Here is a 326-nt window from a genome sequence, read left to right as displayed (position 1 = left end):
CTCTGCGGTAGCGTAACAGTCTGAGCTATCAACCATTGTTCCTGTACCATCATCTACCATAGTATTATTGTCTACGCGTACATAAATAATTTGTGGGTTGGTGACATTGGTATAGGGTATTGGTAATGGGTTAATGCCTGCATCTGCATCGGCCTGTGTTAAGTAATAGCTTACGATATAGTTGGTTGGGTCTTGCCCATCTAATACTTCTGGGTTTTGTGTGGCTAAATCAAACGACACGCTGTCATTGGTTGGGTCACCATCAAATTCCATATTATCATCACATAACTGGTATAGTATAGGTTCCATATCGCTATTGGCCAGTG

At 41.7% G+C, this 326-nt stretch carries 1 pseudogene; it reads right to left on the bottom strand.

What is annotated here, in order from left to right:
• Positions 1-326, bottom strand: a pseudogene (locus tag ACVC08_RS00465) (hypothetical protein); the annotation flags it as partial.

This window comes from Pontimicrobium sp. MEBiC06410 (assembly GCF_053601615.1).
This window is presented reverse-complemented; position numbering and strand designations above follow the sequence as displayed.